This window comes from Actinoplanes sp. URMC 104 (genome assembly GCF_051386375.1).
Lineage (GTDB): Bacteria > Actinomycetota > Actinomycetes > Mycobacteriales > Micromonosporaceae > Actinoplanes.
Genome location: NZ_JBPQTO010000011.1, coordinates 1,071,959 through 1,096,981, shown reverse-complemented (window position 1 = coordinate 1,096,981; position 25,023 = coordinate 1,071,959). Strand labels below are relative to the sequence as shown.

Below are 25,023 nucleotides of genomic sequence, written 5' to 3'. Positions count from 1 at the left end.
CGTCAGCCGGAGGCCGGCCGGGGCAGCGTGAGCCGGAAGCAGGCACCCTCGCCCACGGCCGTCTCGAGCTCCACGTCGCCGCCGTGCGCCCGGGCCAGCGAGCGGGCGATGGCCAGCCCGAGCCCGGCGTTCGCCCCGCCCGCGCGGGTGCGCGCACGATCGGTCCGGTAGAAGCGGTCGAAGACCCGTTCCGCCTGCTCGGCCGTCATCCCCGGCCCGCGGTCGGCCACCTCCAGCACGGCCCGCCCGTCCACGGTGCCGACACCGACGCGCACCGCTGTGCCCGGCGGGGTGTGCGCGACGGCGTTGCCCACCAGGTTCGCGACGACCTGCCGCAGCCGGGACTCGTCCGCGTCGACCGGGGCCGGGCCGGGCGCACCGGCCCCGCCGGGCCCGGTCAGCTCGACCGGCCGGGACGGGTCCAGCGCGTGCAGGTCGTGGCGGGCGTCGGTGGCCAGCGTGCGCAGGTCCATCGGCGCCCGGTCGAGCTGGCCCTCCGGCGCGTCGTCCAGCTGGGCCAGCAGCAACAGGTCCTCGGTGAGCCGGGTGAGCCGGGTCGCCTCACGGTCGATGCGGCGCATCGCCTCGTCGACGTCGGCCGGCTCGGCGAGCGCGCCCATCCGGTGCAGGTCGGTCGACCCCTTGATCACGAACAGCGGGGTACGCAGCTCGTGGCTCACGTCCGAGACGAACGCCCGCATCCGCGCCTCCGACTCGGCCCGGTCGGCGAAGGCGCGTTCGAGCTGGCCGAGCATCGTGTTCAGGGAGCCCGCCAGCCGCCCGATCTCGGTCGTCGGCGCGGCCAGGCCGGGCACCCGGCGGGTCAGGTCGCCGCCGGCGATCGCGGCCGCCGTGTGCTCGATGCGGCGCAGCGGCCGCAGGCCCCGGCCCAGAGCAACCCACCCCAGCGCGGTCAGCACGACGAGCAGCACCGCACCACCAGCAAGACTGGTGGTGCGCAGTTGCGCGACGGTGGCGTCGGCCTCGGCCATGGGCGCCGCGGCGACGACGGTCCCGTTCCATCCGGCGGTCCGCGCCGCGACCACCCGCCACCGCTCCGATCCGTCGGCGGCGGGCAGGAAGACGCCGGTCCCGTCGGTGGGGACGGCCCGCAGCCGGGCCTCCGGCGGAAGGCTCGCCCGGTCGAGCCGGGAGGACAGCAGGCCCCCGACGATCGCGCCGTCGGTGTCGAGATACACCAGGTAGGGCGCGCCGATCAGATCGAGGGCCGTGTCGAGCACGTCCGTGCCCGCGGTGGGACCCGGCCGGCGCGGGCCGCCCGGCGACACGTTCGAGATCAGCTTCGTGAGGCTGCCGAGCTGGGTGTCGAGGCGGTCGAGCTGGTAGTGCTCCAGCCGGTCGGAGACCACCGTGCCGATCAGGCCGAGCCCCGCCACCAGCAGCGCCGTCGTGATCAGCAGCAGCCGTACGCGCAGGCTCATCGCCGGGGCTCGCGCATCACGTACCCCACGCCGTGCACGGTGTGGATGAGCTTGGGCTCCTCGACGTCGACCTTGCGACGCAGATACGAGATGTACGTGTCGACGATGCTCGCGTCGCCGCCGAAGTCGTACTGCCACACCTGCTCGAGGATCTGCGCCTTGCTCACCACCCGGCCGGCGTTCTCCATCAGGTGGCGCAGCAGCCGGAACTCGGTGGGGGAGACCCGCACCGGACGGCCGTCCCGGGTCACCTGATGCCCCTCCGGGTCCAGCGTCAGCGCCCCCACGCTCAGCAGCCCGGTGGGACGGCCGGACGTGCGGCGCAGGATCGCGTGGATCCGCGCGATCAGCTCCTCGAGGTCGAACGGCTTGGTCACGTAGTCGTCCGCGCCGAGCGACAGCCCGGTCACCTTGTCGGCCGGCCGGTCGCGCGCGGTCAGGAACAGCACCGGCACCGGCCCGCCGCGACCCCGGGTCCGCTGCTCGCGCAGCCGCCGTACCACCTCGAACCCGTCCATGTCCGGCAGCATGACGTCGAGCAGCACCAGGTCCGGCGGCTCCGCCCCGGCCGACGCGATCGCCTCCGTGGCGGTGGCGGCCGAGCTCACCCGGAAGCCGGCGAAGCGCAGGGTCGCGGAGAGCAGCTCTCGTACGGTGTCCTCGTCGTCCACCACCAGCAACGTCGTCATCGGCTCTTGCATGGCCATGGCCGCCAGCCTACGAACACCTCGGCGAGCAGGCTGCCCGCAACCCCGGCGGCGGCGCCCGCGACCAGGGCCAGCCACGGGTTCGCCGCTAGCCGCAGCTCGAGCAGCGGCACCGAGAAGACGAACGCCCGCGCGCCGACCTCGACCGAGACCGGCGACACCAGAGCCAGGACGGCCAGCCCCGAGCCGCCCGCCAGCGCCGGGCCGGCGGCTCGTCGCAGCGGGCCGGGGCCGCCCGACTGGCGGCGGTCCGACTGGCGGCGGTCCGACTGGCGGCGGTCCGACTGGCGGCGGTCCGACTGGCGGCGCGCTCCGGCCGCGAGCGCGACGACGCAGCCGAGCACCAGGGCGGCGGACAGCACGGCGAGCGGCCTGCCGTCCGGCACCGACGGCCCACCGTCCAGGGCGCACGACAGCATCCCTTCGGCGTGCACGCTCCACGGCACCACGCCCAGCAGAGCCAGCGGGAAAGCGAACAGGACCACCCCGGCCGCCGCCGGACCGCCGATCGCCGCGACAACCACCAGGCAGCCGGCGACCGTCGCCGTGGCGGTCCACCACAGGATCCGGGCCCTCGCCGAGGCCGGACGGACCGGCCCGACCCCCGCCGCACGTACCGGCCCGGTCCCGGCCGTAGGGACTGGTCCGGTCCCGGCCGTAGGTATTGGTCCGGTCCCGGCCGGAGGGACCGGTCCGGCCCCGGCCGTAGGAATCCGGCCGATCCCGGCCGGTGGAACCGGGCCGGCCCCGGCCGGGAGGAGGCGGCCGGCTGCGGCCGAGGGATACCTCCCGACAAGCCAGCAGACGATCGCGACGGCGAGCGCACCCACCGCCGCACCGGCCACCGCTGGGCCGACGGCCACGGCGAACGCGGCATCGAGCGCCCGCCCGTCTCCGACCGGCAGACCGCTGCCCGACGGCAGACCGCTGCCCGACGGCAGACCGCTGCCCGACGGCAGACCGCGTCCGAACGGCAGACCGCTCCCGGCGGGGCAGCCCCGCATCCCGGCGTTCGCGCCGCCGGCCGGCAGCGTCAGGGTGCCCCGGGCGGCCCACGCGACCACGCCGGCTCCCACGGCGCAGACGGCCGTGGCCGTCGCGGCCCGCAGCAGCAGGCCGGCCCGGCCGCGGCGCAGCAGGAAAAAGCCCAGCACGACCGCCCCCACGAGCGAGACACCCAGCGGCATCGCGTCGATGCGGCCCTGCACGGCGACCGGCAGCCCGTCCCGCGGGGCCGCGCCCACCTGGACGGGAGCGCCGGTCGCCATCGCGACGACGGCCGCGGTCAGCCGGTGGAGGTCGCCCACCCGGCCGGCGTCGAGCAGCAGCAGGCCGGCTACGGCGGTGCCGGCCATGGCGAGCAGCGCCGCCGCCCCCGCGGCGGCGCCCTCGTACGCATCCCGGACGGCCATCAGACGTCGCGGCGCCGGAACACCACGAACGCGGCGACCAGCACCGCCGCGATGCCGAGGCACATGCCGCCCAGGTTCAGCCACGGATGCGGGAACTCGGGGTCCGGCACCGTGCCGAGGACGGCCGAGCCGCCGATGGTGGGCCAGTAGTGCAGGACGCCGCGCAGCCACGACGGGAACAGGCCGGCCAGCGCGGGCACGAGGAAGACGATCCCGACCAGCGTGGCCAACGCGCCGGCGGTGGCGCGCAGCAGGGCGCCCAGACCGACGGCCAGCAAAGCGATCGCCGCCAGATAGAGGCCACCGGCGGACACCGCGGCGAGCACGCCCGGATCGCCCAGCTCCGCGCTCGGCACGCCCTGCCGGGCCATCAGCGGCTGCCCGATGAGGAACGCGGCGAACATCAGCACCTCGCCGGCGACCACGGCCACGACCGCCGCCGTCACCACCTTGGCCGCCAGCACCCGCGGGCGCCGCGGCGTCGCGGTCAGCGTGGTGCGCATCAGCCCGGTCGCGAACTCCGAGGTCACCACGAGGATGCCGAGCACGCCGACGATCAGCTGGGCCACGATGTACGTCATCGAGCTGCGCCCGGTCGGGTCCCACGCCTGCCGCTCGGCCTGCGTCGCGGTCGCCCAGGCGTCGCCGGCCGCGTTCGACGACAGGATCGTGATGCCGAGCCCGACGACGAACAGGCAGGCCAGCGTGTACCAGGTGGAGTGCAGGCTGCGCAGTTTGATCCACTCCGCGTGCAGGGCGCGCGGGAAGCCGGCCGTCCTCATGCCGCCACCCCCTGGTAGTCGACGCTGTCGCGGGTCAGCTCCATGAACGCGTCCTCGAGCGACGCCCGCTGCGGGGTGAGCTCGCTGAGCGCGACGCCGTGGAACGCGGCGAGCCGGCCGATGTCGCCGGCGCTCATCCCGGACACCACGAGCGAGGACTCGAGCCCGTCGCGGACGGTCGCCCCCGCGGCGGCCAGCCGCAGCGCGAACCCGTCCGGGTCGGCCGCGCGCACGAGCACGGTGCCGCCGCCCCGGCGGGTCAGCTCGCTGACGGCCGTGTCGGCGACGAGCCGGCCCCGCCCGATGACGATCAGGTGGTCGGCGGTCTGCGCCATCTCGCTCATCAGGTGGCTGGAGACCAGCACCGCCCGGCCCTCGGCCGCCAGCGACCGCATCAGCTCGCGCACCCAGCGGATGCCCTCCGGGTCGAGCCCGTTCACCGGCTCGTCGAAGATCAGCACCCGCGGGTCGCCGAGCAGCGTGGCGGCGATGCCCAGCCGTTGCCGCATGCCCAGCGAGAACCCGCCGGCGCGCTTGCGGGCCACGCCCTCCAGCCCTGTTCGGGCGAGCACCTCCCCGACCCGGCGGCGCGGCAGCCCGTTGCTGACCGTCAGCGCGAGCAGGTGGTCGTACGCCGTCCGCCCGCCGTGGACCGCGCCCGCGTCGAGCAGCGCGCCCACCTCCGTCAGCGGCACCGGCAGCTCGCGGTAGCGGCGCCCGTCCACGGTGGCGATGCCCCGGTCCGGAGCGGCCAGCCCGACGATCATCCGCAGGGTGGTGGACTTGCCGGCCCCGTTCGGGCCCAGGAAGCCGGTCACCTGGCCGGCCTCGACGGTGAACGAGAGGTCGTCCACTACGGTCTCGGGTCCGTACCGCTTGGTCAGTCCCCGTACGTCGATAACGCTCATGCCGCCGATGCTGGCGGGCGCGGCTGGCCGCTTCCGCAGAGCTTCTGGGAGAACTCTGAGTGCCGGCCCGCTCCGCACGGCCGCCGCACCCGGGTCCCACAGGAAACCCTGCGAATTTCCCGGAGGTTTCTTCTCGGGTGCGGTCCGGGTCGGCCGATACGGACGCTCAGAACCGAGAGACTGCGGAGTGGCAATGAACCGGATGAGACGACTGAGCGCCTGGACGGCGGCGGTGGCCCTGGGCGCCACGTCGATCGCGGCACCGCCGGCGGCAGCCGCCGGGACGGGGGCGGCGGGAACGCACTGGGCGAGCTGGCTGGGCTCGGCCGTGGCCGACCAGCCGACCACGCTGCGGCAGGTCCGCACGCTGATCGGCGCCGACACGGGCGCCGCGGCCACGCTGACCGGCAAGGGCGTCGGGGTGGCCCTGATCGACACGGGGGTGGCGCCGGTCAGCGGGCTGCCCGCGGCCCAGATCGTGAACGGCCCCGACCTGTCGCTGGAGTCGCAGGCGGCGGATCTGCGCTACCTCGACACGTTCGGCCACGGCACGCACATGGCCGGCATCATCGCCGCCGACGACACCACCACCGGCACCAAGGGGCTGGCGCCGGGCGTCAAGCTCACCTCGATCAAGGTGGGCACGGCTAACGGAACCGTGGACGTGACCCAGGTGATCGCCGCGGTGGACTGGGTCGTCCAGCACCGCAACGACGACTCCGCCAACCCGATCCGGGTGATCAACCTGTCGTACGGCTCGGGCGGCACACCCGACGCGTGGAACGACCCGCTGGGCTTCGCGGTGGAGAAGGCGTGGCAGGCGGGCATCGTCGTGGTGGCCGCCGCCGGCAACGACGGCAACGACTTCGGCTCGCTCGCCAACCCCGCGTCGGACGAGTGGATCATCACGGTGGGCGCCACCGACACCCGCGGCACCCTGGCCACCAGCGACGACCGGCTCGCCTCGTTCACCAACCTGGCCACCGCGGGCAAGCAGATCAACGTGCTGGCGCCGGGCACCTCGATCCTGTCGCTGCGGGACACCGGCTCGTACGTCGACACGACGTACCCGAGCGCCCGCGTCGGCGACACGCTGTTCCGCGGCAGCGGCACCTCGCAGGCGGCCGCGGTCACCTCGGCCGCCGCGGCCCTGCTGCTGCAGGCGCACCCTTCCGCGACCCCCGACCAGATCAAGAGCTGGCTGGTGAGGGGCTCGACCCGGGTGCCCAACGGCGTCGCCGCGACGCTGGGTCTGCAGGGCATCAACGTGAACGGCGCCCTGGCCCGCAGCACCACCACGACCACCGCCCAGGTCTTCTCCAGGTCCAGCGGCGCGGGCACGCTGGACAACTCGCGCGGCTCCAGCCGGGTGATGTTCGACAACACCCCGCTGTCCGGGCAGCGCAGCGTCTGGGGCAGCCTGCCGACCACGACCTGGGCCGCGCGCAGCGGCGCGGGCACCGCATGGGCGGGCGGCGTGTGGATGGGCTACCGGCTGGCCGGCGACGGCTGGACCGGCAGCTCCTGGGCCGGCCGCACCTGGGCCGCGGCCACCTGGTCGAACAGCGCCCCGTGGAGCGCGAGCACGACGTGGAGCGACCCGGCGTGGACGGGCCGCCGCTGGACCGGCCGGTCGTGGACGACCGGCTCCTGGTCGGGCCGATCCTGGTCGAGCGACGACTGGTCGTCGGCGTCCTGGAGCTAGGACTTCTCATCCCTGCCCGGCGGCTGCCGACCTTATGGCGAGGCTACGACGAGGAGATCCGCTGATGGAGACGCTACCGGCACCCGCGCGTGCGCGGCGGCTGTCTCCCGCCGCACGCACCGGCGTGCTCACGGCGGGTCTGCTCCTCGTCGCGTCCGCCATCGTGATCGTCGGCCTCCGGCACGACCCCTCGGCGTACGGGGAAAGTCTCGGTCTTCTCGGCGTCCTCGCGGTGCTGTTCGCCGCGGCGGAGCGGTTCACCGTGACCTTCCCCGTACGGCGCGGGTCGCACACGATTAACCTCAGCGAGATCCCGCTGGTCCTCGGGCTGGTGGCGGTCGCCCCGGCCATGCTGGTGCTGGTGCGGGTGGCCGGCGGGCTCGCCGGGCTGATGCTGCTGGAACGCCAGCGCGGCGCGAAGCTGGCCTTCAACACCGCGCTGTACGGCATCCAGGCCGCCGTCGCCGGGCTGCTGTTCCACCTGGTGGTCCGTTCCGGGGACCCGCTCGGCCCGCGCGGGTGGATCGCCTGCCTGCTCGCCGCCCTGGCCGCCGACCTGCTCTCGGTCGTCCTGATCAGCGCCGTGATCGCCATCAACGACGACACCGAGGAATGGCACCGGCTGCTGCGCGCCGACCTGGGCAACGTCCTGCAGATGCCGCTGGTGGTCGTCACCACCACGCTGGGCCTGATCACCGCGATCGTCGTGCGCGACCAGCTCGCCGCCGCGGCCCTGCTGGGCATCCTCACCTTCGCCATCTACCGGGTGTTCTCCCGCTACAGCCAGCAGACCCAGGGCCACGCGCAGGTCGAGGCCCTGTACGGCTTCACCCGCGCGGTCAGCGGCTCGAACGACGCGACGGCCGTGGCGCACGAGGTGCTGAGCCAGGTGCGCGACCTCGCCCGGGCGGAGACGGCGGAGCTGATCCTGTTCGACGAGGACGGCGGCACCCGTATCCGCCTGTCGGCCCGCGACACCGTGGAGGTGCTCACCGGCGCCCCCGCGGACCCGGCCTGGTGGCAGCCGGCCCGGCACGGCACGCCCGTGCTGCTGAGCGGCGCCCGGGGTCCGGGCCTGCCGCGCGACGCGATGGCGGCGCCGGTCGCCCTGGGCGACACCGCCGCCGTCCTGGCGGTCACCGACAGCCTGCCGGACATCGTCACGTTCGACGCCGGCCACCTGCGGCTGCTGGAGGCCCTGGCCGGGCACGCCGGCGTCGCGCTGACCAACGCCCGCCTGGTGCAGCAGCTCAGCCACAGCGCCCTGCACGACGCGCTGACCGGCCTGCCGAACCGGCGCAAGCTGCTGGCCGACCTGCGCTCGGCGGTGCGGGCGCCGCGGGCGGGCCAGGCCGGCGTCCTGCTGCTCGACCTCGACCGGTTCAAGGACGTCAACGACGCGCTGGGTCACGCGGTGGGCGACGACGTGCTGCGCGAGGTCGGCCGTCGCCTGGGCGACCGGTTCGGCGACCGCGCCACGGTGGCCCGGCTGGGCGGCGACGAGTTCGCGCTGCTGGTGGCCGACGCCGACGAGGCGGCGATCGCGGCCCTGGCGGCGGAGGTGCACGCCGCGCTGGGCGAGCTCACGACGGTGTCGGAGCTGGCCGTGACGATCCGGGCCAGCATCGGCGTGTGCCTGTCGCCGCGGCACGGCACCGACCCCGATCGGTTGCTGCAGCGGGCCGACGTCGCCATGTACGTCGCCAAGCAGGCCCGCACCGGGGTGCACGTCTACCGCGAGGAGGACGACCAGGACACCCCGCGGCGGCTGGCGCTGCTCGCCGATCTGCGCAGCGCCGTCGAGCAGGGCGCGGTGCAGATCGCGTACCAGCCCAAGGTCGACCCCGCGACCGGACGGGTGGTCGGCGCCGAGGCGCTGGCCCGCTGGTCGCGCCCCGACGGCCCGGTGCGCCCCGACGAGTTCATCCCGCTGGCCGAACGCTCCGGCCTGATCGCGCCGCTGACCGAGCACATCCTCGGCACCGCCCTGGCCGCGTGCGCGTCGTGGCGCCGGGCCGGGCACCCGCTGTCGGTCGCGGTGAACCTGTCGCCGCACATGCTCACCAGCGGGACCGCGATCCTGGACGTCGTGCAGCGCGCGCTGCGCACCCACGACGTGCCGGCGCACGCGCTGACGCTGGAGATCACCGAGAGCGGGCTCATCGCCGACGCGGCCAACGGCGTACGGGTGCTGCACGCGCTGAGCGCCCTCGGCGTCAAGCTGTCGGTCGACGACTTCGGCACCGGGCACTCCTCGTTGAGCCGGCTGACCGACCTGCCCGTGCAGGAGCTGAAGATCGACAAGAGCTTCGTACGGGACATCGCGGCCCACCGCGGCCGGCAGGCGGTCGTCGCGGCGTCCCTGCAGCTCGGCCACGCGCTCGGCCTGCACGTCGTCGCGGAGGGCGTGGAGACCCCGGCGGAGTACGACCACCTGCGCGCGCTGGGCTGCGACTCGATCCAGGGCTACCTGGTCTCCCGGCCGCTGCCGCCCGGCGCGTTCGCGCGCTGGCTGGACGAGCACGCCGGCGGGGCCCTCACCCCGGCGGCGCCGGCTCCCGGACGGCCAGCGCGATCATGAGCGCCACCGTCCACTCCGGGTCGCGCAGCCGGTCGCCGTACAGCTCGCGCAGCCGCGTCATCCGGTAACGCACCGTCTGCGGATGGATGAACAGCTCGGCGGCCACGTCGTCGCGCCGGCCCTGGTGCCGCAGCCAGCTGCGCAGCGTCTCGATCAGCTTCGCGGCCGACTCGTCGGGGGACGCGGCCAGCGGCGCCAGCACCTTGGCGCGCAGGTCGGCAAGCGCCTGCTGGTCGGCGGTGAGCACGATCTCGGCCAGGTGGTCCTCGGTGTCGACGACCGTACGCAGCGACGACAGGCGGGGGATCTGCAGGATCCGCACGGCCCGGTCGTACGACGTCTTGACCTGCAGCCACGGCCGCGCCGGACCGACCACCGAGCGCTGCCCGCGCAGCAGGCCGAGCAGCGCCGCCCGCCCGCTGCCCTCGGCATCCGGCACGAGCAGCACCGAGGAGGCCAGCGCCGCCGGGCCGGCCTCGTCGAGTTGCAGCGTGCGGCGATCCAGCAGCTCCACCACCGCGCGGGCGGCGTGCTCCGGCACGAGGACGGCGGTCAGCGTCCGCGGCGGCAGCCAGTCGGCGCGCTGCGCGGCCGCGACCACGACGTGCTCGGCCTCGCCGGCGAGCAGCGCCTGGGTGAGCTGCTCCAGGTGGCGGATGCGGGCCCGGCCGGAGGAGGCCAGCTCGTCGGCGTGCCCGGCGACGCTGGCCGCGGACAGCTCGTCGATGTAGGCGAACACCAGCTCGGCGAAGTGCGCGATGGTCGCGGCCGGCTGACCGGTGCCCAGGCTGATCGCGGACAGCTCGTGCCACGAGACCCGGGCCCCGACCCGGTACGCCGCCAGCAGCGCGTCCAGGCTGCGGCCGTTGCGGGCCTCGCCGCGGCCGAGGGCGTACGCCCCTGCCAGCGCCGGCGCGAGCGGGGACTGCGGATCCGGGCCCTCCGCCCGCGACACCAGCTCGAGGAACGTGCCCAGCGCGGCCCGGACCGCGCGCTCGATCTTCGCGCCGAGCTCGCCCGCGAACGGATCGGCGTACGCCGGCACCTCGGCCATGATCGCGTCGATGGTCTGCGTGGCGACGTGCGGCAGCCGCTCCCGCAGCGGCGCCACCACGGCCGGCGACAGGCGGAAAGTTCTGACATCTGGGAGAGGTTCGGTCACGCCAAATACTCCGGTTTCACCGCCGCACGTTGTCCCGAGAGAACAAAATACAGGGTCTGATTCACTTCGCTCGGTCAGGAATCTACCTCGGTAACGCAGGAAGCTTGTTACGTGGCTGTTATACGTACTCTGCGGACCGGCGCGTGGCGGGTCGTCGAGCTCATCACCACGCCCGTTGTGCCTGCCGACTACCTCGACGTGATCGCTCCGCTTCGCAACGCGCAGGTGCTGCGCGCCCGGGTGGAGGCCGTGCGTCCCGAGACGGACGACAGCGTCTCGCTGCTGCTGCGACCGGGCCGGGGCTGGGTCCGGCACGAACCGGGACAGTACGTCCGGGTCGGCGTGGACGTCGACGGCGTACGGCTGTGGCGCTCGTACTCGATCACCAGCCCGCCCGGGCGCCGCGACGGCCGCATCACGATCACCGTGAACGCCGTGCCCGACGGCGTGGTCAGCACCCACCTGGTCCGCCGGGCCAGGCGCGGGATGGTCGTGGACCTCGACCCGCCGGCCGGCGAGTTCCTGCTCGACACCCCGCGCCCGGCGAAGGCCCTGTTCGTCACGGCGGGCAGCGGCATCACCCCCGTCATGGGCATGCTGCGCAGCGCGCTGCACGAGCTGTCCGACGTCGTCGTCGTGCACTCCGCCGGCACCCGCGAGGCCGTCGTGTTCGGCGCCGAGCTGCGCGCGCTCGCCGCGGCCGGCCGCATCCGCCTGATCGAGCGGCACACCCGCACCGACGGGCGGCTCAAGCCGGCCGACCTCGAGGAGCTGGTGCCCGACCTGTTCGAGCGCCGGGCCTGGGCCTGCGGCCCCAACGAGATGCTCGACGACCTCGAGACGCACTGGGCCGACAGCGACGCCGCGCACCTGCTGCGCACCGAGCGCTTCCGCCCCACGCTGATCAACAGCGGCGGGGGCGGCACCGTCACGTTCCGGCAGTCCGGCACGGTCGTGGAGACCGACGGCACCGAGCCCCTGCTCGACTCCGGCGAGGCCGCGGGCGTGCTGATGCCGTCCGGCTGCCGGATGGGCATCTGCTTCAGCTGCGTGCTGCCGCTGCGCGAGGGCGCCGTGCGCGACCTGCGCGACGGCCGGCTCACCGTCGCCGAGCCCGGCGACACCATCCCCGTCCAGACCTGCATCTCGGCCGCCGCCGGCCCCTGCACGATCGACATCTAAGAGGACCCCGCATGACCGTTATCCAGCGCAAGAAGTCCAACCCGATCGCCCACCTGACGCCCGAGGACATCGAGCAGATCGGCATCGAGCTCGACGCCATCCGCGACGAGGTCATGGGCAGCCGGGGCGAGCGCGACGCCGCGTACATCCGGCGCGTGATCGCCTGGCAGCGCGGGCTCGAGCTCGGCAGCCGCGGGGTGCTGCTGTTCTCGCTGTTCCCGCCGGCCTGGCTGGTCGGCACCGCCGGCCTGACGGTCGCCAAGATCCTCGAGAACATGGAGATCGGCCACAACATCCTGCACGGCCAGTGGGACTGGATGCGCGACCCGAAGATCCACTCGACGAAGTGGGAGTGGGACCACGCCTCCCCGGCCGAGCAGTGGAAGCACTCGCACAACGAGCTGCACCACACGTACACCAACGTCGTCGGCCGCGACAACGACCTCGGCTACGGCATCATGCGCGTCGACGAGGACCAGCGCTGGCACCCCATGCACCTGGGCCAGCCGCTGTGGAACTTCATCAACGCCTGCTTCTTCGAGTACGGCATCGCCGCCTACGACCTCGAGCTGGGCAAGAACCTGGCCACCGAGGAACGCCGCCGCGACCCCAAGTTCCGCGCCGCGCTCAAGGCCGTCCGCAAGAAGATCGGCAAGCAGGTGCTCAAGGACTACGTCGTGCACCCGGCGCTGTCCGGCCCCTCGTTCCTGCACACGGTCGCCGCCAACGCCACCGCCAACCTGATCCGCAACCTGTGGAGCCACTCGGTCATCATGTGCGGGCACTTCCCCAACGGCGTCGAGACGTTCGAGAAGACGTCCATCGAGGGCGAGACCCGCGGCGAGTGGTACCTGCGGCAGATGCTCGGGTCGGCCAACATCAGCGGCAGCAAGGCCATGCACCTGATGACCGGCAACCTGTCGCACCAGATCGAGCACCACCTGTTCCCCGACATGCCGAGCAACCGCTACAAGGAGATCGCCCCGAAGATCCAGGACCTCTTCCAGCGGTACGGGCTCTCCTACACCAGCGGGCCGCTGCCCAAGCAGGTCGCGTCCGCCTGGTACAAGGTCTTCCGTCTCTCCCTGCCCAACCGCGGCGAGGCGGCCGTCCGCCGCCCGGTGGAGAAGAAGGCCCCCGCCACCGCCAACCGGTGGCGCCGCGCCCAGCCGGCCGTCCCCGCGACCGAGCTGGCCGCCACCACCGCTTCCTGACCCCACCGCGACGCCCCGGCCCTCCCACGACGGCCGGGGCTTCGTCGTCTTCACCCCTAACCGCGCCGGCACTCCGGCCGTCCCCGTCGCCGTGCCGCAGCCAGCTCGTCGAGCCGTCCTGGCACGCCGTGTCACCGCTGTCCTTCTGTGCCACCGCTGTCGTTCTGTGCCGGTGCTGTCGTTCTGTGCCGCCGCTGTCGCCCTGTGCCGCCCTGTGCCACAGCTGTCGTTCTGTGTAGTCGTGCCGCCCCACGCCACTGTCATTCTGTGTCACGGCTGTCGCTCTGTGCCGCCACTGTCGCTGCCTGCCGGGACTGTCGCTGCGTGTCGCGACTGTCGCTGCGTGTCGCGACTGTCGCTGCGCGCCGCGACTGTCGCTGGGTGCCGCCACTGTCGCTTCGTGCCGTCGCTGTCGTGGTGAATCGCGGTGGCGCACGGTGCTACGACTGTCGCTCTGTGCCGTTGCTGTCGCGGTGAGCCGGGTTGGCGCACGGTGTCACCGTTGTCGCTCTGTGCCGCCGGTGTCTCGCCGGGGCGGTGCTGGCGCGCGGTGTCACAGCAGTCGCGCTGGGCCACTGGTGTCCTACCGGGTCGTTGTAACGCGGTGTCACTGCTGTCGCGCTGTGCCGCCCTCATGCATCTCTGTCAGCACAATCCGCATGCCGCTTCATAAAGCGCCTAGGTTCCTAGGATGCTTAGCGGTGGTGTGGTTAGCTGCAATGCATTGAAGCTCGAGTCCCGTGCGCGGATCTCAAACCGACGTCAGCAGCCGTGAGACGACTCGACCTATCGGGAGTCCCGGACGACGCCGGTAAAGGCGTGAAGTCGCTGGGGGTTGAAGCCCACAGCGGCCGGGACGGCCGGCGCCGGCTGCGGGGGCCGCTCCCGCTCGCTGGGGCGTGGCAAAATCCTGCGCGTGCAGATCGCGATCCTCGGCCCCTTCGAAGTTCGCGCGGGGAACGGCGCCGCAGTGGACATTCCTGGCGCGCGGCTCCGGGGGCTGCTCGTGGCGCTGGCACTGCAGCCCGGCCGCGTCGTGGGCAAGGCGTCCCTGGTGGACTGGATCTGGGGTGAGCGCCCGCCCGTGGACGCGGCCAACTCGCTGCACCGGCTGGTGTCGCGGCTGCGCAAGCTGCTGCCGGACGGCGCGGTCGAGGGGCATCCGGAGGGCTACCGGCTGGCGGTCGAGCCGGAAGCGGTCGACGCCAAGAGGTTCGAGCTGCTCGTGGCGGCGGGGCGTCTGGAGGAGGCGCTTGCCCTGTGGCGGGGCGCGGCCCTGCAGGATGTCGGGCTGCCGGACAGCGCCGCCCTCGACGCCGCGAGGGTGCGGCTGGAGGAGATGCGGCTGACCGCGCTGGAGGACCGGTTCGAGGCGAGCCCGGGGCAGGTGGCGGAGCTGACGGCGCTGGTCGCGGCCCATCCCGTACGGGAAAGGCTCGTCGCGGCGTTGATGCGGGCGCTCGCCGCGGCGGGCCGGTCGGGGGAGGCGTTGCAGGTCTTTCAGCGTACGAGGGAGGTCCTCGCCGAGACGCTGGGCACCGACCCGTCGCCGGAGTTGTCCGCGCTGCACGTCGCGCTGCTGCGGGGCGAGGGGACGCGGGCGCCGCAGGAGCGGACGAGCAACCTGCGGGCCGAGCTGACCAGCTTCGTCGGGCGCGACGCCGAGGTGGCGCAGGTTCGCGCGCTGGTCGGCGGGCACCGGCTCACGACGCTGATCGGGCCGGGCGGCGCGGGCAAGACGCGGCTGGCCACCGAGGCGGCCCGGACGCTGCTGGGCGATCTGCCGGACGGCGTCTGGCTGGTGGAGCTGGCCCCGGTGGCGGCGGACGGCGACGTGGCGCAGGCGGCGCTGACCGGGCTGGGGCTGCGTGACGCGCTGCTCGGCGGGGCGCCGGACGCGGACCCGGCCGACCGGCTCGTCGCGGCGATCGGGGACCGGGCGGTGCTGCTGGTGCTCGACAACTGCGAGCACGTGATCGAGCGGGCGGCGGCGTTCGCGCACCGGGTGCTGGGGGAGTGCCGCCGGCTGCGGATCCTGGCGACCAGCCGCGAGCCGCTTGGCATCACCGGCGAGGCGCTGTGGCAGGTGGAGCCGCTGGCGTCCGCCCCGGCCGTACGGCTGCTGCGGGACCGGGCGGCCGCGGTGCGCCGCGACCTCGCGACCGACGCCGCCACGTCGTCCACGCTGGTGCGTGTCTGCCGGGCGCTGGACGGCATGCCGCTCGCGATCGAGCTGGCCGCGGCGCGGCTGCGCACGATGACGCTCGAGCAGCTGGCGGCCCGCCTCGACGACCGGTTCCGGCTGCTGACCGGCGGCAGCCGTACGGCGTTGCCGCGGCACCGGACGCTGCGGGCGGTGATCGACTGGAGCTGGGAGCTGCTCACCGAGCCCGAGCGCGCGGTGCTGCGCCGGCTCGCGGTGTTCTCGGGTGGCGCGAGCCTGGAGGCGGCCGAACGGGTGTGCGCGGGCGGCTGCGTGCAGCCGGCGGACGTGCTCGAGCTGCTCACGTCGCTGGCCGAGAAGTCGTTGCTGGTGCCCGAGGGCGACGGCGCGCCGCGCTACCGGATGCTGGGCACGATCAAGGAGTACGCCGGGGCGCGGCTCGCCGAGGCGGGGGAGACCGAGTCGGCCCGCCGGGCGCACCTGGCGTTCTTCACCGAGCTGACCGAGGCCGCCGACCCGCATCTGCGCCGCGCCGATCAGCTGGCCTGGCTGGCGCTGCTCGAGGCCGATCACGACAACATCGGCGCGGCGATGCGGGGCGCGCTCGCGGCCGGCGACGCGCAGGGGGCGATGCGGCTGGTGGGCGGCGCCGGCTGGTACTGGTGGCTCGCCGGGCACAAGGCCGAGGGCATCGAGCTGATCACCGCGGCCACCGGGACGCCGGGCGAGGTCACCGACGACGTACGGGCCAGCGCGTACGCCCTCGCCGTACATTTCACCAGCTCGGGCCGCAGCGACGAGCACCGGACGGCCGAGTGGACCCATCGAGCGTACGAGGCGAGCCTGCGCAGCCGCTCGCGGGACCCGCGGCTGCGGCTGGTCGTCGCGCTGGAGCGCATGTTCGCCGAGCCGGGCGCGCTGCTGTCGGTGTGGGATCCGCTGCTGGACGACGAGGACCCGTGGGTACGCGCCCTCGCCCGGCTGCACTTCGGCAAGGCGCGGATCATGCTGGGCCGTCCGGGGCGGGAGGCCGAGGACGCGATCGAGTCTGCGCTCGCGCAGTTCCGGGCGCTGGGTGAGCGGTTCGGCATCTGGTTCGCGCTGACCGAGCTCACCGAGCGCCTCGCCGTCCGCGGTGACTTCGCGGGCGCGGCCGGTCTGCTGGAGCAGGCGATCACGGTCGCCACCGAGGTGGGGTCGGTCGAGGACGTCATCCGCATGCGGGGCCGGCAGGCGCAGTTGTTCTGGCTGCTCGGCGACGAGCCGGCCGCGGCGGACGCGCTGGCCCAGGCGCACCGGCACGCCGAACGGGTCACCTGGCCGGACGCGCTGGCCGAGGTGGCGCTGGCCGAGGCCGAGCTGGCCCGGTGGCGCGGCGACACCGATCGGGCGTACGCGCAGCTCGGCGTCGCGACGAGCCTGATGCGCGACGAGGCGGCGCGGGCGAACCTCGGCACGGTGACCCATGACGTGCTCGGCTATCTCGTGGACGACCCCGCCGAGGCGCGCGCCCACCGGGAGGCGGCCTACCGGGCGGCGGCCGACACCCACTACGCGCCGCTGGTGGCGCGGATGCTGGTGGGCATCGCCGACCTGGCCGCGCGCCTCGGCGACCTCGAGCGGGCCGCGCAGCTGCTGGCCGCCGCCGACGGCGTCCGCGGGCTGCCGGACCTTTCCGACCGGGACGCGGCCCGGATCGAGCGGGACGCGCGCGGCCGCCTCGGCGACGGGGGGTTCGCCGAGGCGGCTCGCAAGGGGGCGCTGACGGACTGGCGTCAGCTGGCCGAGCTCACGCTCGCTTCTTGAAGGTGGCGCTCGCCCACAGGTAGCCGACGACCGCGATCCCTGCGGACCACGCGAGCGCGGTGATCGTGGCGCCCGTGTCCGGCGTGCCGGCCAGCAGCCCGCGCAGCGCCTCGATGATCGGCGTGAACGGCTGGTACTCGGCGAACTGCTTCACGCCGGGCCCCATCTTGTCGGCGGGCACGACCGCGCTGCTGAAGAACGGCAGCATGACCAGCGGAATCACGGCCATGCCCGCGGTCTCCGGGGTCTTGGCGAACAGCCCCAGCGCCACCGTGAACCAGCTGACCGCGAACGAGACCAGCACGACGAGGCCGGCCACGCCGAGCCAGTCGAGCGGGCCCGCGGCCGGGCGGAAGCCCAGCGCGAACGCCGTCCCGACGATCGCCGCGACCGCGATCAGGTTGGTCACCATGCTGGCGACGACGTGCCCGGTCAGCACCGCGCCGCGGGAGACGTCCATGACCTTGAACCGGTTGATGATGCCCTTGGTCATGTCGGAGTTCACGGCCATCGCGGTGCCGCCGACCCCGTAGCAGATCGCCAGCAGGATCATGCCGGGCGTCGCGTAGTCGGCGTAGTCGACGCCGACGTCGAAGGCGCCGCCGATCACGTACACGAACATCACCATGATGACGACCGGGAACAGCACCGAGTTGAACACCGTCGTCGGGTTGCGGGCCGTGTGCTTGAAGTTGCGGCGCAGCATGATCGCCGAGTCGCCGAGGGCGGTTGCGGTGGTGCTCATCGGACAGTGACCTCCGTGCTCGGGCGGCCGGTCAGGGCCAGGAAGACGTCGTCGAGATCGGGTGTGTGGACGGACAGCTCCTCGGCGGAGACGCCCTGCGCGTCGAGCCGGTCGAGCAGGGCCCGCAGTGCGCGGGTCCCGCCGTCGCCGGGAACCCGCAGGCTCAGGCTCTCGGCGTCCGTGGTGGCCTCGGGGAACAGCCGCGCGGCCGCGTCGAGATCCGCGCGGCCGGCGAACCGCAGCCGCACGTGGCTGCCGGGGATCTGGCGCTTGAGCTCGGCGGCGGTGCCGTGGGCGACCACGCGGCCCTGGTCGAGCACCGCGATGCGGTCGGCGAGCTGGTCGGCCTCCTCGAGGTACTGGGTGGTGAGGAAGACCGTCACCCCGTCGGCCACCAGGGCGCGGATGATGTCCCACATGGTGCGGCGGCTGCGCGGGTCGAGCCCGGTGGTGGGCTCGTCGAGGAAGATGATCCGCGGCTTGCCGACCAGCGTCATCGCCAGGTCGAGCTTGCGCCGCATGCCGCCGGAGTAGGTGGACGCCTGCTTGCCGGCCGCCTCCGTCAGGTCGAAGCGGTCCAGCAGCTGCGCCACGACGCGTCCGTCCGCGCGGTGCAGGTCGGCCATCAGCTGCAGGTTCTCGCGCCCGGTCAGCAGCTCGTCCACCGCGGCGAACTGCCCGGTGACGCCGATCGCCTTGCGGATCTCGCGCGCCTGGGTCGCGGCGTCGTGCCCGTCGACCCGTACGGTCCCGCCGTCGGCCGTCGTCAGGGTGGTCAGCACGTTGACCGTGGTCGTCTTGCCGGCCCCGTTCGGGCCGAGCAGGGAGAAGACCGTGCCCGCGCGGACGGTCAGGTCGATCCCGTCGAGCACCGTCTTGTTCCCGAAGGCCTTGCGCAGGCCCGAAACTTCGATCGCTGAACTACTCATGCGTCCACGATCGGGGCCGGCCCTGTCACCGCCCTGTCACGGCTCTGACACGTCAGTCCCGGCCGCGTGCGGTCTGCACCGTCATCCACGCGAGGGCCAGCGTGCCGGGCACGGCGATCAGCAGCGCGGCCCACCACACGCCGTCGCCCGACCAGTCGAGGAAGGCCTGAACGCCCAGGGAGACCGCGGCCAGTCCGCCGACGACGCGGGCCGCCCGGGTGCGCCAGAACGGGTCCTTGCGCACCGGCTCGTGCTCGGACACCTGCCGGGCGTACTCGTCGACCGGCCCGAACTCGTCCTCCGGCGTGCCGCCCGACTCGGCCAGGTGCGCGCGGGCCTCCCGGGTGAGCTCGGCCGCGCGCCGCGGCGGAACGTCGTAGCGGCCGATCAGCAGGCCGGTCAGCCGGGTGAGCCAGGCGTCGGCGCCGGCCGGCTGCTCGGGCGTGGCCGGCTCGGGCCGCTTGGGCGTACGCACCGAGAGGGTCAGCGTGCCGATCGCCACCGCGACGAGCAGCAGCACCGGCACGTCGAACAGCCGCCGGCTCGGCAGCGTCGTGTACGCCGTGGCCGCGAGCAGGCCCAGCACGCCGGCCGCGAGGTAGCTGTACTTGACCAGGCTGGGGTGTCCGGCGGCGCGCACCGCCTGCGGAATCCCGTAGCCGGCGAACAGCGCCGCGATCAGCACCGCGGTGCCGGCCAGCGCGGCCGTGGTCGCCGGAAAGGCGAGCGTGCGGTCGATCGCGGCGAACAGCAGCGACGCGGCGATCGCGACCAGCGAGAGATGGAACAGCTGGCCGGTCAGGTAGTCGGCGGGGGTCATGCCCTCGCGGTCGACCTTCTCCAGCGTCCCGGGCGGCTGCTCGGCGACCACCGCCGCGGCGAACTCCCGCGGGTCGCCGAACGCCTCGTACGGCGACTCGCCCGTCCGCAGACAGTGGGCGCGCGCGTCCTCGATGATCGGGTCGGCGGCGTGGAAGCCCAGGCCGAGATCGCCCAGGGCCATCCGGGCGGGCAGCTCCCACGCCTCGAACGGTGCGGTCTTCGTCATCGTGCCCCCCGGGGTGACGTGGCCAGCAGGTGGTCGAACGCGGCGGCGAAGGCGTGCCAGAGCTCCCTTTCGGCGGCCAGCCGCTCACGGCCCGCCGAAGTGATCGAGTAGACCTTGCGCCCCGGGCCGCCCTCGCCCGGCTGCCAGTCGGCGCTCACCGCGCCGGCCGCCTCGAGCCGGCCCAGCACCGGATAGAGCGCGCCGCCCTTGAGCTTGCCGAGCCCGTGCTCGGCGAGCCGCTGGGCCAGCGCGTACCCGTGCCGGTCGCCCTCCGCGAGCACCGCCAGCAGAGCGAGGTCGAGCGCCCCCTTGAGCCAGCCGGCACTCGGATCCGCGTCCACCCGGCGCTCACCTCTTCCATCCGCTGACTAGGTGCCGATACGTACTAGTCTGGATCACAACTGGTCTGGGGCGCAAGGGGCCGGCGCGTCCGGGAGACGCCGTTCACCGGCTGACGGGCGGCGCGGCGTGCGGCATCACGACCGCGGAGGTGACGATCAGCCCGTCGCCGACGAAAAACCGGCCGTGCACGACGGTCAGCGGCGGCCCCGCGTCGCTGCGCGTGCCGTCGACCAGCAGCCGCGCGGTCCACGTACGGTGCTCCGGGTCCACCTCGAGCCGGGCGTCCTCGAAGCCGAGCCAGCGCCCGGTCAGCGGGAACCAGGCCTTGTACGTCGACTCCTTGGCCGAGAACAGCAGCCGGTCCCAGCGGACGCCCGGCTCGGCCCCGGCCAGCTCGGCGAGGTGGCGCTGCTCCGCCGGGCCGGCCACGAGGCCGAGCACGCCACGCGGCAACGGCCCGTGCGTCTCCGCGTCGATGCCGACGGACGCGACCACCTCCCGCCGGGCCACCGCCGCCGCCCGGTATCCGGGGCAGTGCGTGATGCTGCCGGCCACACCGGCCGGCCACAGCGGTTCCCGCTTCCCTCCGATGCGCAGCGCCGCCGGCGGAAAGCCCAGCTCGGCCAGCGCCTGCCGGGCGCACCGCCGCGCCGTCACGAACTCCAGCCGACGCCCCGGCGCCGCCGTGGCGACGAGGTCCTCCTCGCCGGCGAAGACCGGTTCGTCCGGGTCGTCGCCGAAGGCCTCGGCGCTCACCACGCCGGCCGGCAGCAACCGCTCGATCATCGGGTCCTCCGGGGGTGCCGTCGGCGACGCAGTGATCGTAAGCGCCTTGCCCGGCCGTCCGGCGGGGCCCTACCGTGGCGGCATGACCGGGCAAGCCGGCGGCCGCGCCCCCTGAGATGGCGGCGCTCGTTCTCGCGTTCGAGCTCGCCGGCATCTTCGCGTTCGCGGTCTCCGGCGCGCTCATGGCCATCCGCAAGGACTTCGACGTCGTCGGCATCGTGCTGCTGGCCGGCATCACGGCGCTGGGCGGGGGAGTGGCCCGCGACGTCATCATCGGCGCCACCCCGCCGGTCGCGTTCACCAACCTGGGCTACTTCCTCATGCCGGTCGCCGCGGCCGCGGTCACCTTCTTCGCGCACCCCGCGATCGAGCGCCTGGCGACCGCCGTGCTGGTCTTCGACGCGGCCGGCCTCGGGTTGTTCTGCGTCACCGGAACGGTCAAGTCCCTGGCGTACGGCCTGAGCCCCCTGCCGGCCGCGGTGCTGGGCGTCGTGACCGGCGTCGGCGGCGGCGTGCTCCGCGACGTCCTGGCCCGCGAGATCCCGGCCCTCGTCCGGCCCGACGGCGAGCTGTACGCCGTGCCCGCCGTCGCCGGCGCGCTGACCGTGGCGCTGCTGTGGTCGCACGACCTCCGCGGCCCCTGGACCGCCGCGGGCGCCGCCGTCCTGATCTTCGTCTTCCGCCTGGTGGCCATGGCCCGCCGCTGGCACGCCCCCACCGCCTGGCGCCGCCGATGATCAGAGCCGGGCTGGCCGCCTGACGGATAGCCGACCGCGCGGTCCCGCTCGGTCGGGTGGCGCGGAGAATCCCGCCTGACAAGCACGATCGTGGTTCGGAAGGAGGGGCACCATGACCTTGCCGTTCGACACCAGGCACCTTTCCGCGGCGGCCGACGCGATCGCGCCGGACGGGTCGGACGTCCGGCTTCTCGTCCAGCTCGACCGGGGCGGTCTCGCGCACTTCTCGCTGGCGCCGCGGGCTGTCTCGGCGCCGGTACGCCACCGCACGGTTGAGGAACTCTGGTACTTCGTCTCCGGTCTCGGCCAGATGTGGCGAAGCCGGGACGGCCGGGCTGCCGTTGTGGACGTCTGTGCCGGAACGTCGATCACCATTCCGGTCGGGACGACGTTCCAGTTCCGGTCGACCTCGGACGAGCCGCTCATTGCGGTCGGGGTGACGATGCCGCCGTGGCCGGGACCGGAGGAGGCAGAGCCAGTCGGCGAAGGCGAGTGGCCGACGTAGCCGGCCGGCGTCAAGCAACGGCAGCGTCGCCCGTACGGGATGCACGGGCGACGCTGGTGCCGGGCCGGAGCAGGACGGGTGCTCAGCCGGCGAGCATGGAGGTGGCGGGAACGAACGTGTAGCCCTGCGCCTTGAGGCCGGTGACGACCTGCTCGAGGTAGCCGGTGCCCAGGTAGGGGTGGTAGAAGAAGCTCGCCACCCCGTCGCGGACGGCCAGGTTGCGGCCGGCCGAGGCGACCAGGTCGGCGGGCAGGCGGGCCGGGTGGTTGTTGAACGAGGTGGGCTCGACGTTGCCGATGTTCTCGGGCACCACGACCGAGCCGTAGACGTCGCGGACGGTGTACGGGAAGAACTGGCCGAACTGGCGGCTGTAGTCGGGCTTGGCGCCGGTCAGCACGCCCGGGAAGTACAGGCCCCGGTCGTAGCGCTTGCCGAACAGCGTGTTGACCGCCTGGTAGTCGGCGGCGCTGCCGGCGTAGTGCGGGAACTCGAACAGCGTGGGCGTGCCCAGGCCGGCGGCGGCGAACACGAGGCCGGAGGCGACCATGCGCCCGCTCGCCCAGGGGGCCGAGTCGCCGGCGACCGGGCCGTCGTAGACCACGTTGTCGGCGCCGTCGATGTGCGCGGCGTAGAACTCGAAGTCGTTGGCGCTGACCCCGTCGTACGGGTTGGCGACGGTGCCGTACTGGTGGGTGTAGCCGTGCATCAGCAGCGTGCCGCCCCGGGCCTGCATGTACTTGAGCGCCGCGACGACCTTGGGCTTGCTCAGCAGCGTGTAGTCCTGCTTGTTCTTGGGATCGCGGAAGCGCGGGTAGACGGCGACGGTGAACGGCACCTTCTGCGCGGACAGGTAGTCGGCGACGGCGGTGAGCTCGGCGGGGTCGGAGTCGGGGCCGACGTCCTCGATGCGCACCAGGCCGCGGTGCCGCTCGGCGGTCCCGGACGCGCCGAGCGAGTCGAACAGCAGGTCGGCGAACGCGAGGTAGCGGTCGTCGTGGGTGACGTACGAGAAGGGGATCTCCCCGACGTAGGTGAAGTTGGCCGAGCGGACCGCCCACGGGAACGTCGACCCGTCCGGGCGCACGGCGGTCGCGAGCGTGGTCACCTTCGCCGGGTCGGTGATCGACAGGTTCATGATCCCGGACTTGTTCTGCGTGTCGCGGGTGAGCTTCTGCTGCTTGTAGTCGACCTCGGCGACGTCGGCGTTGTCGAACGCGCCGCTGGCGAAGCCGTGCTTCGCGGCGAACGCGCCGTCCGCGGTGAGCTGCCAGATGTTGTCGTACACCCAGGTCACCGGCTTGGTGGTGGCGGCCACGTCGGTGAGCAGCGCCGGCGGGATCGGCTCGTCGTAGGTGGAGCCGAGGTAGACGACGGCGGTGTACGCGCCCAGGTCGCCCGCCCGGTAGGACGCGACCGGCGCGGCCGTCCACGAGCCGAAGTGCGAGCTGAGGTTGGCGGTCTGCGTCGCGTAGACCTCGCCGAGCCAGCCGTAGTCGCCCGTGGTGTCGTACAGGATCAGGGTCTTCGCGGCGCCGCCGCCGGGAGCGGCCTTGCCGGACTTCGCGGCGGGCAGCGCGGTGACGGCGGCGGCCGGCTTGACCGCGGCCTCGGCGTCGATCGAGGTCAGGGCGAAGGCGCCCAGGGCGGCGACGGCCAGACCGGCCGAGAGCAGGGGCTTGGTGAGGCGCATCAGCGGGACACTCCAACCATGGCAGCGGGGGCAGCGGTGAGGCCGAGCAGGGCGGCGGTGGCCTGGGCGGTGCGGCGGGCGGCGTGCCCGTCGCCGTACGGGTTGCCGCCGACGGTCATCGCGTCGCGGCGGGCGCGGTCGTCGAGCAGCGCGGACGCCTCCTTGACGATCAGGTCGGTGTCCGAGCCGACCAGCAGGGCGCAGCCGGCCTGCAGCGACTCGACCCGCTCGGTGACGTCGCGCAGCACCAGCGCGGGCACACCGAACGACGGCGCCTCCTCCTGGATGCCGCCCGAGTCGGTCAGCACGAGGTAGGCCTCCGACAGCAGGCGGGACAGGTCCGCGTACGGCAGGGGGTCGGTGACCGTGACCCGCGCCAGCCCGGCGAGCCCGGCCTCCACCTGCGCCCGCACCGCGGGGTTGGGGTGGCTGGGCAGGACGACGTCGATGTCGGGGTGCTGCGCGACCAGTTCGCGGACGGCGGCCAGGATGCGGTCGAGCGGCTGCCCCCACGACTCGCGGCGGTGCGCGGTGACCAGCACGAGGCGGTTGGTGCTGCCCGCGCGGGCCGCGGCGACCTGCGGGTTCTCGTACGGCAGCCGGCGTGCGGCGACGGCGAGCGTCGCGTCGACCACGGTGTTGCCGGTGACCAGCACGTCGGCGGGGGCGACGTTCTCGTCGAGCAGGTTCGTCGCCGCCAGCGGGGTGGGCGCCAGGTGCAGCGAGGCGACCTGCGCCACCAGCTTGCGGTTGGCCTCCTCGGGGAACGGCGAGTCCAGGTCGCCGGAGCGCAGCCCGGCCTCGAGGTGCACGACCGGGATCCGGCGCCAGAACGCGGCGAGCGCGCCGGCCAGGCTCGTCGTCGTGTCGCCCTGCACGATCACCGCGGCGGGCGTGCGGACCTCCCACAGCGCCTCGAGCTCGCGGATCATGCCGGTGAGCAGCTCGGCCTGGCTGCCGGTGGCGCGCTCGACGGTCAGCGTGACGTCCGCGGCGAGGTCGAACGCGGCGAGCGCCTGGGTGACCATCGCGGGGTGCTGGCCGCTGGCGAGCAGCACGGGCTCGACCAGGCCCTGCTCGCGCATGGCGAGGGCGACGGGGGCGAGCTTGACGGCCTCGGGGCGGGTGCCGCCGATCAGGTGCACTTCGGGGAGCGACATTTCTCAGATCTCCTGG

General features: G+C 73.9%; 20 protein-coding genes. 7 read left to right on the top strand and 13 right to left on the bottom strand.

What is annotated here, in order from left to right:
- Positions 1–2 precede the first annotated feature (2 nt).
- From ACSNN8_RS30885 to ACSNN8_RS30865, 5 genes are read right to left on the bottom strand one after another with little or no spacing between them, the layout of a single operon-like run.
- Positions 3–1,442, bottom strand: coding sequence for an ATP-binding protein (locus tag ACSNN8_RS30885; RefSeq protein WP_436653492.1), 1,440 nt, complete (start codon positions 1,440–1,442; stop codon positions 3–5).
- Positions 1,439–2,149 carry a response regulator transcription factor gene (locus ACSNN8_RS30880; protein WP_436653491.1) on the bottom strand — a complete coding sequence of 237 codons (711 nt, stop codon included), beginning with the start codon at positions 2,147–2,149 and terminating at the stop codon, positions 1,439–1,441. The genes ACSNN8_RS30885 and ACSNN8_RS30880 overlap by 4 nt, the downstream gene beginning before the upstream one ends.
- Positions 2,128–3,561, bottom strand: coding sequence for a streptophobe family protein (locus tag ACSNN8_RS30875; RefSeq protein ID WP_436653490.1), 1,434 nt, complete (start codon positions 3,559–3,561; stop codon positions 2,128–2,130). Before ACSNN8_RS30875 ends, ACSNN8_RS30880 begins: the two co-directional genes overlap by 22 nt.
- Complete coding sequence (locus ACSNN8_RS30870; protein WP_436653489.1) at positions 3,561–4,343, bottom strand: ABC transporter permease; 783 nt, start codon at positions 4,341–4,343, stop codon at positions 3,561–3,563. The genes ACSNN8_RS30875 and ACSNN8_RS30870 overlap by 1 nt, the downstream gene beginning before the upstream one ends.
- On the bottom strand, positions 4,340–5,251 hold the full coding sequence (locus ACSNN8_RS30865; RefSeq protein WP_436653488.1) for an ABC transporter ATP-binding protein: 912 nt from the start codon (positions 5,249–5,251) through the stop codon (positions 4,340–4,342). Before ACSNN8_RS30865 ends, ACSNN8_RS30870 begins: the two co-directional genes overlap by 4 nt.
- Positions 5,252–5,453: 202 nt before the next feature.
- Between ACSNN8_RS30865 and ACSNN8_RS30860 the strand changes: the two genes are divergently transcribed.
- Both ACSNN8_RS30860 and ACSNN8_RS30855 read left to right on the top strand, forming a co-directional pair.
- Positions 5,454–6,956, top strand: a complete 1,503-nt coding sequence (locus tag ACSNN8_RS30860; protein ID WP_436653487.1) for a S8 family serine peptidase — start codon at positions 5,454–5,456, stop codon at positions 6,954–6,956.
- A gap of 64 nt (positions 6,957–7,020) precedes the next feature.
- Positions 7,021–9,537, top strand: coding sequence for a putative bifunctional diguanylate cyclase/phosphodiesterase (locus ACSNN8_RS30855; protein ID WP_436653486.1), 2,517 nt, complete (start codon positions 7,021–7,023; stop codon positions 9,535–9,537).
- Here ACSNN8_RS30855 and ACSNN8_RS30850 read toward each other — a convergent pair.
- On the bottom strand, positions 9,494–10,699 hold the full coding sequence (locus tag ACSNN8_RS30850; protein ID WP_436653485.1) for a PucR family transcriptional regulator: 1,206 nt from the start codon (positions 10,697–10,699) through the stop codon (positions 9,494–9,496). The genes ACSNN8_RS30855 and ACSNN8_RS30850 overlap by 44 nt on opposite strands.
- A gap of 111 nt (positions 10,700–10,810) precedes the next feature.
- Between ACSNN8_RS30850 and ACSNN8_RS30845 the strand changes: the two genes are divergently transcribed.
- The 3 genes from ACSNN8_RS30845 (at position 10,811) to ACSNN8_RS30835 (ending at position 17,065) form a co-directional block, all read left to right on the top strand.
- A complete protein-coding gene (locus ACSNN8_RS30845) occupies positions 10,811–11,881 on the top strand; it encodes a ferredoxin reductase (RefSeq protein ID WP_436653484.1) in 1,071 nt (356 codons plus the stop codon).
- 11 nt (positions 11,882–11,892) lie between these two features.
- Positions 11,893–13,095 carry a fatty acid desaturase family protein gene (locus tag ACSNN8_RS30840; RefSeq protein ID WP_436653483.1) on the top strand — a complete coding sequence of 401 codons (1,203 nt, stop codon included), beginning with the start codon at positions 11,893–11,895 and terminating at the stop codon, positions 13,093–13,095.
- A gap of 916 nt (positions 13,096–14,011) precedes the next feature.
- Positions 14,012–17,065 (top strand): BTAD domain-containing putative transcriptional regulator, encoded by a 3,054-nt coding sequence (locus ACSNN8_RS30835; RefSeq protein ID WP_436653482.1) that lies wholly within the window; start codon positions 14,012–14,014, stop codon positions 17,063–17,065.
- Here the strand turns inward: ACSNN8_RS30835 and ACSNN8_RS30830 are convergent.
- The 5 genes from ACSNN8_RS30830 to ACSNN8_RS30810 all read right to left on the bottom strand — a co-directional run bounded on the left by ACSNN8_RS30830 (position 17,049) and on the right by ACSNN8_RS30810 (position 20,915).
- Positions 17,049–17,810 (bottom strand): ABC transporter permease, encoded by a 762-nt coding sequence (locus tag ACSNN8_RS30830; protein ID WP_436653481.1) that lies wholly within the window; start codon positions 17,808–17,810, stop codon positions 17,049–17,051. The two genes, ACSNN8_RS30835 and ACSNN8_RS30830, sit on opposite strands and share 17 nt — an antisense overlap.
- Complete coding sequence (locus ACSNN8_RS30825; protein ID WP_436653480.1) at positions 17,807–18,739, bottom strand: ATP-binding cassette domain-containing protein; 933 nt, start codon at positions 18,737–18,739, stop codon at positions 17,807–17,809. Before ACSNN8_RS30825 ends, ACSNN8_RS30830 begins: the two co-directional genes overlap by 4 nt.
- 52 nt (positions 18,740–18,791) lie before the next feature.
- Positions 18,792–19,787 carry a hypothetical protein gene (locus ACSNN8_RS30820; protein WP_436653479.1) on the bottom strand — a complete coding sequence of 332 codons (996 nt, stop codon included), beginning with the start codon at positions 19,785–19,787 and terminating at the stop codon, positions 18,792–18,794.
- Entirely contained in the window at positions 19,784–20,128 is a 345-nt protein-coding gene (locus ACSNN8_RS30815) for a PadR family transcriptional regulator (protein ID WP_436653478.1), read from the bottom strand. Before ACSNN8_RS30815 ends, ACSNN8_RS30820 begins: the two co-directional genes overlap by 4 nt.
- A 103-nt stretch (positions 20,129–20,231) precedes the next feature.
- Complete coding sequence (locus ACSNN8_RS30810; protein WP_436653477.1) at positions 20,232–20,915, bottom strand: 4'-phosphopantetheinyl transferase family protein; 684 nt, start codon at positions 20,913–20,915, stop codon at positions 20,232–20,234.
- A gap of 116 nt (positions 20,916–21,031) precedes the next feature.
- On the opposite strand from ACSNN8_RS30810, the gene ACSNN8_RS30805 reads away from it, so the two are divergent.
- Both ACSNN8_RS30805 and ACSNN8_RS30800 read left to right on the top strand, forming a co-directional pair.
- On the top strand, positions 21,032–21,652 hold the full coding sequence (locus ACSNN8_RS30805; protein ID WP_436653476.1) for a trimeric intracellular cation channel family protein: 621 nt from the start codon (positions 21,032–21,034) through the stop codon (positions 21,650–21,652).
- A 112-nt stretch (positions 21,653–21,764) separates the two neighbouring features.
- Entirely contained in the window at positions 21,765–22,157 is a 393-nt protein-coding gene (locus ACSNN8_RS30800) for a cupin domain-containing protein (protein WP_436653475.1), read from the top strand.
- Between the two features lie 82 nt (positions 22,158–22,239).
- On the opposite strand, the gene ACSNN8_RS30795 is transcribed toward ACSNN8_RS30800, so the two are convergent.
- The gene (locus ACSNN8_RS30795) at positions 22,240–23,847 is read right to left on the bottom strand and encodes a DUF2334 domain-containing protein (protein ID WP_436653474.1); all 1,608 of its coding nucleotides are present in this window, start codon (positions 23,845–23,847) and stop codon (positions 22,240–22,242) included.
- A complete protein-coding gene (gene wecB / locus ACSNN8_RS30790) occupies positions 23,847–25,007 on the bottom strand; it encodes a non-hydrolyzing UDP-N-acetylglucosamine 2-epimerase (protein ID WP_436653473.1) in 1,161 nt (386 codons plus the stop codon). The genes ACSNN8_RS30795 and wecB overlap by 1 nt, the downstream gene beginning before the upstream one ends.
- Positions 25,008–25,023 lie beyond the last annotated feature (16 nt).

Bases quoted from the DNA above. Each gene is read 5' to 3' on its own strand.
- ACSNN8_RS30795 (WP_436653474.1), bottom strand. From the start codon at position 23,847: ATGCGCCTCACCAAGCCCCTGCTCTCGGCCGGTCTGGCCGTCGCCGCC.
- ACSNN8_RS30830 (WP_436653481.1), bottom strand. From the start codon at position 17,810: ATGAGCACCACCGCAACCGCCCTCGGCGACTCGGCGATCATGCTGCGC.
- ACSNN8_RS30880 (WP_436653491.1), bottom strand. From the start codon at position 2,149: ATGGCCATGCAAGAGCCGATGACGACGTTGCTGGTGGTGGACGACGAG.
- ACSNN8_RS30820 (WP_436653479.1), bottom strand. From the start codon at position 19,787: ATGACGAAGACCGCACCGTTCGAGGCGTGGGAGCTGCCCGCCCGGATG.
- ACSNN8_RS30800 (WP_436653475.1), top strand. From the start codon at position 21,765: ATGACCTTGCCGTTCGACACCAGGCACCTTTCCGCGGCGGCCGACGCG.
- ACSNN8_RS30810 (WP_436653477.1), bottom strand. From the start codon at position 20,915: ATGATCGAGCGGTTGCTGCCGGCCGGCGTGGTGAGCGCCGAGGCCTTC.
- ACSNN8_RS30805 (WP_436653476.1), top strand. From the start codon at position 21,032: ATGGCGGCGCTCGTTCTCGCGTTCGAGCTCGCCGGCATCTTCGCGTTC.
- ACSNN8_RS30885 (WP_436653492.1), bottom strand. From the start codon at position 1,442: ATGAGCCTGCGCGTACGGCTGCTGCTGATCACGACGGCGCTGCTGGTG.
- wecB (WP_436653473.1), bottom strand. From the start codon at position 25,007: ATGTCGCTCCCCGAAGTGCACCTGATCGGCGGCACCCGCCCCGAGGCC.
- ACSNN8_RS30870 (WP_436653489.1), bottom strand. From the start codon at position 4,343: ATGAGGACGGCCGGCTTCCCGCGCGCCCTGCACGCGGAGTGGATCAAA.
- ACSNN8_RS30825 (WP_436653480.1), bottom strand. From the start codon at position 18,739: ATGAGTAGTTCAGCGATCGAAGTTTCGGGCCTGCGCAAGGCCTTCGGG.
- ACSNN8_RS30875 (WP_436653490.1), bottom strand. From the start codon at position 3,561: ATGGCCGTCCGGGATGCGTACGAGGGCGCCGCCGCGGGGGCGGCGGCG.
- ACSNN8_RS30855 (WP_436653486.1), top strand. From the start codon at position 7,021: ATGGAGACGCTACCGGCACCCGCGCGTGCGCGGCGGCTGTCTCCCGCC.
- ACSNN8_RS30865 (WP_436653488.1), bottom strand. From the start codon at position 5,251: ATGAGCGTTATCGACGTACGGGGACTGACCAAGCGGTACGGACCCGAG.
- ACSNN8_RS30840 (WP_436653483.1), top strand. From the start codon at position 11,893: ATGACCGTTATCCAGCGCAAGAAGTCCAACCCGATCGCCCACCTGACG.
- ACSNN8_RS30860 (WP_436653487.1), top strand. From the start codon at position 5,454: ATGAGACGACTGAGCGCCTGGACGGCGGCGGTGGCCCTGGGCGCCACG.